Annotated in this window: 6 protein-coding genes; all 6 read left to right on the top strand. The window is 42.9% G+C overall.

What is annotated here, in order from left to right:
- A partial coding sequence (locus tag ECA01S_RS10295) for a PRD domain-containing protein (protein ID WP_157490294.1) occupies positions 1–1,714 on the top strand: 1,714 nt, incomplete at its 5' end.
- Between the two features lie 222 nt (positions 1,715–1,936).
- Positions 1,937–2,275: a PTS lactose/cellobiose transporter subunit IIA gene (locus ECA01S_RS10290; protein ID WP_067394964.1), complete on the top strand. Its 339-nt coding sequence runs from the start codon at positions 1,937–1,939 to the stop codon at positions 2,273–2,275.
- Positions 2,272–2,574: a PTS sugar transporter subunit IIB gene (locus ECA01S_RS10285; RefSeq protein WP_067394961.1), complete on the top strand. Its 303-nt coding sequence runs from the start codon at positions 2,272–2,274 to the stop codon at positions 2,572–2,574. Before ECA01S_RS10290 ends, ECA01S_RS10285 begins: the two co-directional genes overlap by 4 nt.
- Before the next feature lie 11 nt (positions 2,575–2,585).
- Positions 2,586–3,902: a PTS sugar transporter subunit IIC gene (locus ECA01S_RS10280; protein WP_067394958.1), complete on the top strand. Its 1,317-nt coding sequence runs from the start codon at positions 2,586–2,588 to the stop codon at positions 3,900–3,902.
- A gap of 22 nt (positions 3,903–3,924) precedes the next feature.
- Positions 3,925–5,367, top strand: a complete 1,443-nt coding sequence (locus tag ECA01S_RS10275; RefSeq protein ID WP_067394955.1) for a glycoside hydrolase family 1 protein — start codon at positions 3,925–3,927, stop codon at positions 5,365–5,367.
- Positions 5,368–5,581: 214 nt separating this feature from the next.
- Positions 5,582–9,010, top strand: a complete 3,429-nt coding sequence (locus tag ECA01S_RS10270; protein ID WP_067394951.1) for a collagen binding domain-containing protein — start codon at positions 5,582–5,584, stop codon at positions 9,008–9,010.
- Positions 9,011–9,134: the final 124 nt, after the last annotated feature.

The raw sequence follows: 9,134 nt of genomic DNA, 5'->3' as shown, positions 1-9,134 counted from the left end.
GCAGCAAATGCACTTAGCCACAGCCGATCTGCCGGAACATATCCAGCAAGGATTGTTAAATACGCAGATTCATCGCCAACTTTGGCGCTATTTTGAAGAGCTGGCCACAGATCATTACACCTATCTTCCCGCAGAGGAAGGGCGTGCCAAAGCACTTAGTGACAATGTTTATACCCGCTTAGCTACTACTTTTCAAGATTTGGAAGAGCAAAATGTCAGTTTTGCGCAGATTCAAAGAGAAATGGAAACTGACCTATTTCGTTATTTTGAGCGCTACCCTGAACGCAGGTTATTGGAAAGTGACCTGCTAGCGTTGATTCCGCAAGAAGAGCTGCAACAAATTCGCCAGCTGATTGCTTTGGCTGAGACCAAACTAGCTCGCCGTTTCAGTGATAAATGCCAACATGCGATTGCAATCCATTTATTTAATCTGATTGAACAAATTAAAGCCGGCTCCTATTGGGCCCGAGAGGATCGCGACCAGGGCAATAGTCTGCAGTTGGAACATCCCCACATTTGGCAGGTGGCTCAGCAGTGTCAAAAACAGCTGACGGAACGCTACCAGATTACCTTGCCAACCAATGAAACGGCTTATCTAGGTATGCTCTTTTGCTATGACGAACTTTCACAGAAAACGCAGGAGCAAGTGGAAATCATCGTGATTGCGCACGGGACGCATACCGCCAGTTCCATGAGCCAAGCGGCAAACGAGCTATTATGCGAGCCTTGTACAATTGGTTTAGATGCGGCTTTGGATCAAACTCCCCAGGAAATATTAGATGAACTACGTCATTATTTAAGCGCGAAAGAGGAGCAACAGGATTTGTTATTGCTGGTAGATATGGGCAGCCTAACAAACTTTGCGCCAGTCATTCAAGAAGAGTTTGGGATTCAAGTCAAGGCGATTCCTTTAGTGAGTACGATGCACGTTATTGAGGCCGGTCGTAAAAGTCTGCTGCACTACTCACTGGATGAAATCTACCGAGATACGCTTAAAATCCAGGAATATCAGCAACTAATCCAAGAGAAACAAGCACCTAAAGAAAAACCTTTAGCCGTAATCGCCCTGTGCTTATCCGGTAAAGGCACGGCGCTGACGATCAAAGAGGTATTGCACAAACAGCTCCAGTTAGGTCAACAAGGTATTGAAGTTATTCCAGTCAATTTGGCGGGAAAAGGTACAGCCAATTACCGAATCCATAAAATCCAAGAAACCTATCAAGTGATTTGTGTGGTTTCGTCATTACCGATTCAAGTGGACTTGCCAACCTTTGATTTTTTTGAGCTAATTGCCCTGAAGGATTTTACGCAACTACAGCGCGTAGTCGGGGAAGCAGTCATCTACCGTGATATGTTAGAGACGGCCCAGTCATATTACGGCGAGCTGCCTTTGGCGGAAGTGATTCCTTTAATTTATCGTTTTAATGAAGAAGTGCAGGCTTGCTTAGATCAACCATTTAATACCAGTGAGCTGACTGGGCTGGCCTTTCATATTTTAGGTATGTTATTAAAGGATCGGCGCCAAGAAGTTTTTCCACCTTTTGAAGATGAGGCCGGCATCATTGCGAACCATCCCTTATTTGTTTCGCAAATCAAAACGACCTTTCAGCAATTTTTTGGAACGTTCTTCAGACACTTGGACGACAATCAAATGAATTACGTTGCTTATGCTTATTTACGGAAGGCAGCCCAAACAGAGTTAGTCTATCAATAGTAGCTAGCAAAGACCACTTTTGTTTCTTAATCAGAGACAGGAGTGGTTTTTTTGTGTTTGATTTGTGTGCTATCTGTGTAAAATCAGGCTGCACAGATAGAAACAGATCACTGGTTTACACAGATAACACACAAATAATTGTTATTTAACTACTGTGACGCCCTTTGTATTTTTGGCACGCTGATTGCTATTAATCAAATGAAGAACAAAGGAGGGAAAGGAATGGAAAATGAACAGGAAATCATGCAGCTGATTATGCATGGAGGAGACGCCAGGTCTTATTGTATGAAGGCTATCCAGGCGGCTGAAATAGCTGACTTTGAACAATCAGATCAACAGCTTGCGGCGGCGAAGGAAGCCATTGATTGTGCGCACATCGCACAGACCAAACTGATCCAAGCTGAGATGCGCGGCGAGCCTACGACCATCAACTTATTAATGGTTCATGCGCAGGATCACGTCATGAATGCCATGACGATTCATGACCTGGCACACCATATTATTACAACTAAAAAAGAGGTTGCGGCCTTAAAAAATCATACAAAGGAGTTAGTGGGATGAAAAAGATCATGTTAGCTTGTGCAGGTGGGTTTTCCACGAGTATGTTGATGGAGCGGATGCGGCAAGCCGCCACGCAACAAGGATTGGAAGTGACAATCGATGCCACCGCTGAAGGACGTGTGGACAAAATGATTGAAGAGATTGATGTGTTGTTATTAGGACCGCAAGTTGGTTATTTAGAAGATACATTGAAAACTAAGTATGCGGGCCATGATGTGGTAATCAAAACGATTCCATCAATTGATTATGGCATGATGAACGGTGAAAAAGTGTTGCATGACGCACTCGTTTTAGAATAGGAGGAGAAAAGATGAGCCAAGGAAATGCGATTCAAATGAAAATGCAAAAAGTTGCGAATGTCATTCAAACCAACAAGTATATCAGTGCCTGTACCAATGGTTTGATGGCCTCAATGCCAATTACTATTATCGGAGCAATTGGTAGTTTGATCAATGGGTTGCCCATTGAGTCTTATCAAAACTTTTTAGTAAGCAGTGGCTTAAAACCAATCACAGCGATTCCTAACGAACTGACAACGAACTTATTGGCTTTATATGTAGTCTTTCTGATTGGGTCAAAATTAGCTGAAAATTTTGATTTAGAGGGGACACCGGCTGGCCTCTTGTCCTTACTGTCCTTCTTGATTGTGACGCCTTATACCTATGACCAAGAAGCGCTGACCTATGCGATTCAAGGGTTGCCGACCAACTGGCTAGGTGGTACCGGAATCTTTACCGCCTTTATTGTAGCGTTAGTTACGGCTAAAATTTATGTCCTATTCAAAAAACGCGGCTGGGTTATCAAAATGCCGCCAGGGGTACCGCCAACTGTAGCGATGTCCTTCTCAGGTTTAGTGCCTGGCTTTGTGGTTGCGTTCTTGTGGTTATTGGTTCGTTTTGGGGCTTCTTTAACGCCAATGGGCGACATTCATACTATCGTATTTTCATTAGTAGCAGCGCCATTAACAGCTTTAGGTGGTAATTTTGCCGCTATGGTGGTTGCCGCCTTGATGGCTCATGTCTTATGGATCTTCGGGATTCACGGGATTATGATCGTAATGAGTGTGTTTATTCCAATTTGGACACCTATGACGAATGCCAATTTAGCAGCTTACAACGTAGGGGAAGCCATTCCTAATATTATTTCCACACCACTATTCTTCCAAGCTGTGGCTATGGGATCTGGTGCGACCTTAGGTTTAGTATTCTTGATGGCACGGGCAAAATCTGAACAGTATCGTGTGCTAGGAAAATTATCACTAATTCCGAATATTTGTGGGATCAATGAACCTGTTATTTTCGGCTTGCCAATCATTATGAATCTGACTTTAGCGATTCCTTTTATTGTGACACCAACATTGATTTTAGTTTTGGCATACTTGGGGATGCGTGTCGGGGTCTTACCGCTATTACCAGGTTTTGGCGCACCATTAGGTACACCGGTGATTCTAAGCGGTTTCCTAGGCGGTGGCTGGCGCTGGGCAGTCTTCCAAGCGTTAACGGTCGTTATGAGTACCGTGATTTACTATCCATTCTTCAAGGTTGCTGATGAAAAATCTTATCAAGCTGAACTAGCTGCGAAACAGGAATTAGCAGCTACTAACGAAGGCATTACGGAAATGAATTAATCAAATGAAGCGAGGTTAAATAATGGGATTTCCAGAAAAATTTTTATGGGGCGGTGCGACAGCTGCCAATCAGTGTGAAGGTGCTTGGAATGTAGCCGGCAAAGGGGAAAGTATTTGTGACCACTTACGGGCAGGTAGCTTGAAAAAACGGCGGGTCTTTGACCGTGAACTAGTGGCGGATGCCTATTATCCTAGCCATGATGCGATTGATTTTTATCATCATTATGCAGAAGATATCGCACTGTTTGGTGAGATGGGGTTCAAGGTTTTCCGACTGTCGATTGCCTGGAGCCGTATTTTCCCCAATGGTGATGATGCAGAGCCTAATGAAGAGGGATTGGCCTTTTATGACCAGGTTTTTGATGAATGCTTGAAACATGGGATTGAACCATTAGTGACCTTGAGCCATTTTGAATTACCATATGCCTTAGTCAAGAAATATAATGGTTTTGCTGATCGCCAGGTTATTGATCACTTTGTTCGGTATACTACAACCGTGATGGAACGGTATAAGGAAAAGGTCAAGTATTGGTTAACTTTCAATGAAATTAATTTTGCCACGATGCCCTTTGGCGCTCTGAATGTATTAGGTATTTTAAGTGATCAAACGGAAGATATGATGCAACCAGTGGATGATCCTAACCGACGCTATCAGGCGCTGCATCACGCGTTTATCGCTAGTGCGCGTACGGTGATGGAAGGACATAAAATCAATCCTGATTTTCAAATTGGCTGTATGCTAGCACATATGACCTTTTATCCGTTGACGCCTAAACCGGCGGATGTCTTGCTGACGCAGCAGTTTGATAATCATATGAATAACTTCTGCGGAGACGTTCATGTTAAAGGGAAATATCCGTACTTTATCCGCCAATACTTTGCTGATAATGATATTACCATTGATTTTGCTGCGGAGGATGCCGAAATTTTAAAAGAAGGGACCGTTGATTTCTACTCCTTCTCTTACTATTCCAGTAATTGTGTGACTGCCGAAAATGGCTCTGAGATGACAGCGGGAAATCTGATGGGAGGTGCCAAAAACCCATACTTAGAAGCGAGTGAATGGGGATGGCAGATTGATCCAACCGGGTTGCGTTATACATTGAACAAATTGTATGACCGTTATGAGATTCCCTTGATGGTGGTAGAGAATGGTCTGGGAGCGGAAGATACCGTCGAGGCTGATGGTAGTATTCAGGATGATTACCGCATTGATTATCTACGGCAGCATGTGCTGGCTATGAAAGAAACCTTAGCCGACGGTGTGGAATTAATCGGCTACACCATGTGGGGCTGTATTGACTTGGTTTCAGCAGGAACTGGTGAAATGAAGAAAAGATATGGGTTTATTTATGTGGATCGTGACAATGACGGAAACGGAACACTTGCCCGCTCTAAGAAAAAGTCGTTTGACTGGTATAAACAAGTGATTGCCAGTAACGGTGAACAAGTGGAACAACAATAGAATAACAACGAAGAGGCAGCCTTTATGGGACTGCCTTTTTTTGTTGCTGTTATTACGTAAAATGGACGCGTTTTCTCTTTGATTTTGGCGCTCTATTATTTCTCTGATTCGTCTTTCTAAGCTATACTTAAGGTATAGATAAAAAATAGTCGTTATTGGAGAGCAAAGTAGTCAATTTTGCTTTTTTTAATAGGCATTAAAAGGAGATGGTGACATGGGTAAGGAAGCAAGGCAAAAGGTGTTGAACTTCTCGGCAGTCCTGCTTTTGGTGGTGAATTTGATTCCTACCGCAGCGGTTGCAGAAGTGCTAAAGGAAAAAGAACTTATTTTAACCCAATTTGAGACGGTGAAAACGACTGATACATATACAGACATCGATCTCGCTTTCCAAACAAATAATGAAACGAACCAGCCGTTCGTTAAAACGATTCAGTTGGATGAAGGTGTGTCTGTGGAGGCGGTGAACTTGCAAGATCAGAGCGAGCTAGCCGACCTAGCAGGGATTCAGCTCGAGATTGCGGCGCAACCATTAGCCAGTGGCTTAACAGAAGCGCAACAGCTTAAGCTTAAACCAGAAGACACCGCTAAACTGAAACCGCAAGAGCTGAAAGTGACCGTTGCAGCAAATACGAAAAAGACAGTGAAATTGCGGCTACAGGTAAATACTGCGCAATTTACGGCCACAACCTTGACCACTGCAGTGGATAAACAAACTATGACGACGGCTTTTGAGAATCCGTTGGCAAGTGATTCTTCCAAAGCTAGTACGACAGCAACTAGTGATTCAGAAAGCAGTACTATTGATACTGCGACAGGGTCAACCGATAGTGAGCGTGAGAGTAACACTGAAAGCGATGAAACCAGCATGACAGATGAGAGCAATCTGGAAAGTACCACGAGTCAACTGGAGAGTGAAACTAGCGAAGCCAGTTCAACTAGTGGGGACTCAACTGAAACAGCATCCTCTGGGACCGAATCGACTACTACAACCACTAGTGAAGCAGCAAGTGAAACAAGCTCAACCAAAGAAATCAGCACTGAAACTAACGCTAAAACGAAAGAAACGACGAATTCTAGTAATAGCACCAAGAAAAATGCTTTGCGAGCTGCTCCGCAAACGATTGAATCCCTGTTTAATCAATACGCACCGGGGGATAGTTTTGTTAAAGGTGTCACGATTAGTCCAGATCCCATTACTGATCCTAACAATGTAGGGATGACCGTCGATTTCGGCGCGCCAGAAGTAGTTCAACAAGCGATGCGCCCTGGCGATACGTTTACATTGCCAGTGCCCAATGGCTTGGATATCAATAGTACAGCGCCAATAGAACTGAAACAAGGAGGGGACGTTCTAGCGATTGCTACAATGGATCCAGCTAATAATCAAATTGTGGTTACTTTAACTACTAATAGCGGGTCAACCAATCCAGCTGATTATACTCCGGAAGATTTTACACCGATTGCAAGCGGGAAGATGGATTACTCCGTCAAAATTGACCAGCAAGTAATTACGCATCCAGGGAAATCGACGATCGTTTTCCCAACTGAGTATAACTTGCCACCGCAAACTATTTTTATCAATCCACAGACAACAAATTCAGTCTCTAAAGCTGGGACCTTTGATAAACAAGTAAACCCCAGCAATATTACTTGGAAAGTAGATGTAAATAGAACACTGGCCACCCTTGAGAACCCGACCTTAACAGAAACCTTCCCGCCAACGGTCAGCTTTGGTTCAGTGGCGATTTATCCTGAAGAACTAAATATGGACGGCACGGTTGCCTCAGTCGGGACAACACCTTTAGTTGAAGGAGAAGATTATGAGGTGGATGCGGCTGGTAATGTGACGTTTAACGGCATGATTGACCAAGCCTATCAAGTGGTATATCAAACACCTATCAATGACGAAGACAAACCCGATAATGGTGGCAATGTTGTATTTAAAAATACTGCACATTGGAATGGACAAGACGCTTCCGCAACATTAACGGGCAAATATGGGGCGCGTTTGGCTAAAGTACAAAATGGTTATTCTTCGGCGGATCAGACCTATAAATGGACGATTCAATATAATCGCGGCTTCAAAACGATTGATACCACCAATCCTATTGTGGATACTTTTTCTAACAATATGGAAATTGTAAAAGGGGCAGCAGGTGTACAACTACACTACATGGTAGCAAATGCCAATGGCAGCTATTCTCAAGGTGGCGTGGTACCAACAGATGCTTATACAGTTACTGTCACAGATGGCAAGATGGCGATTTTATTTAATAATAATGTGACGCAAAACCAAGCAATCGACATTACCTATAGTACGAAAGTGAATCCTGTGGTAGATGGTACTAATAACGTTACTGTTAATAATACGGTTTCGCAAGAGGGTATAAACAATCCGGGTCAGCCGCACGTTACGCAACCTGTTCAACAAACGTTGATTAAAAATAAACCAACTTTGGATATTGGTAAGCAGATAGCAACGTGGACAGTAGATGTCAATAAAAATAAGTATCAGTTAAATAATGCGACCTTTACGGATACTGTTACCGGATCAGAAGAAGGTTATATTTCGTTTCCAATTTATTTGGATAGTAATGGCAATACTACTCCAACTAATGATTTGATTCAAATTAAAGATGACACTGGGTATGTGTTGAAAGGAGCTTATACGGCAAATGGAGTGCCGATGACGGGCTTTGGTGTACCAGAAAATCAGGCAGACTATGTGATGGATATTGATTTTACCGCTTCATCAGGTATACCAAACCAACCTTATAAGAACTTTACAATCACATTTATCAATAAGTATCAAACAACGTCACATTCGTTCCATATGACTTATATGACTTCTTATAACCAGTTCTCAGATCCAAAAGATCCCAATAATCCCAAAAGCTTAGCTTACGTTAATACGATCAATATGGATTGGACCGAGGAGAATGGGACGGAGCACCATTCGACTTCTACCAATCAATTTACAACATCTACTCAAGAAGCGAATCAAGGAATAAAGAGTGGGGTATACAACGCTCAAACTAAAGAAATCACTTGGACAGTTCTGGCTAATTATAATAGTGCAGGCGTTCCATTTTTTAGTATGACGGACCCCATCATTCCTAATACGGATCCCGAAGATGCTGTAAACAGTCAGGCCTATGTTGAAAATTCATTGAGTATTCTCCGTGGGACAATCAATCCGTCAGGAAATTTCCAAGCCGATGGAACTGCAAATTACGGTGGTGAACAAAAGGAAAAATCTTATATCACTTATACAGAGCCAAATGAGAACAATGGAGAAACCTTGCAAATAGATGTCGGTACTGATGGGCAAAGGATTCCTGGCTGGAATGGCGATGAACCGCCAATGGTTTATCAAATCCAATTTAAGACCTCCTTGAAGGGGAAAGTTATTAATCAAAATACCTACTCTAATGTCGCAACTACTGAAGTGTTGGGAGAGCCTAACACCTTATCAGCTTCAGTCAGTGTCAAATACGGTAATAACTTATTATCTAAAAGTGGATCATACGCTCCTGGCGACGGGAATATCCACTGGCAGCTACAAATCAATCAAAATCAATCCTATTTGATTGCACCGGTTATCACGGATTTGCCGTCTACTAACCAAATGCTGATTGAATAGACGATTGCATTATATCCAACATCGGTCGCGACGGATGGGACCATTACCCAAGCGACAATACCTTTAGTAAAAGGCCAAGATTATAATGCAGAAATCACTACCGACCCAGCCACTGGGCAGCAGA

The organism is Enterococcus canis NBRC 100695, from assembly GCF_001544375.1.
GTDB lineage: Bacteria > Bacillota > Bacilli > Lactobacillales > Enterococcaceae > Enterococcus_H > Enterococcus_H canis.
The sequence above is the reverse complement of the archived record's forward strand: the minus strand, read 5'-3'. Positions and strand labels throughout refer to the sequence as shown.

What these genes read in the sequence shown, in the direction of transcription:
- ECA01S_RS10280 (WP_067394958.1), top strand. Translation starts at nt 2,586, where the DNA reads ATGAGCCAAGGAAATGCGATTCAAATGAAAATGCAAAAAGTTGCGAAT.
- ECA01S_RS10275 (WP_067394955.1), top strand. Translation starts at nt 3,925, where the DNA reads ATGGGATTTCCAGAAAAATTTTTATGGGGCGGTGCGACAGCTGCCAAT.
- ECA01S_RS10290 (WP_067394964.1), top strand. Translation starts at nt 1,937, where the DNA reads ATGGAAAATGAACAGGAAATCATGCAGCTGATTATGCATGGAGGAGAC.
- ECA01S_RS10270 (WP_067394951.1), top strand. Translation starts at nt 5,582, where the DNA reads ATGGGTAAGGAAGCAAGGCAAAAGGTGTTGAACTTCTCGGCAGTCCTG.
- ECA01S_RS10285 (WP_067394961.1), top strand. Translation starts at nt 2,272, where the DNA reads ATGAAAAAGATCATGTTAGCTTGTGCAGGTGGGTTTTCCACGAGTATG.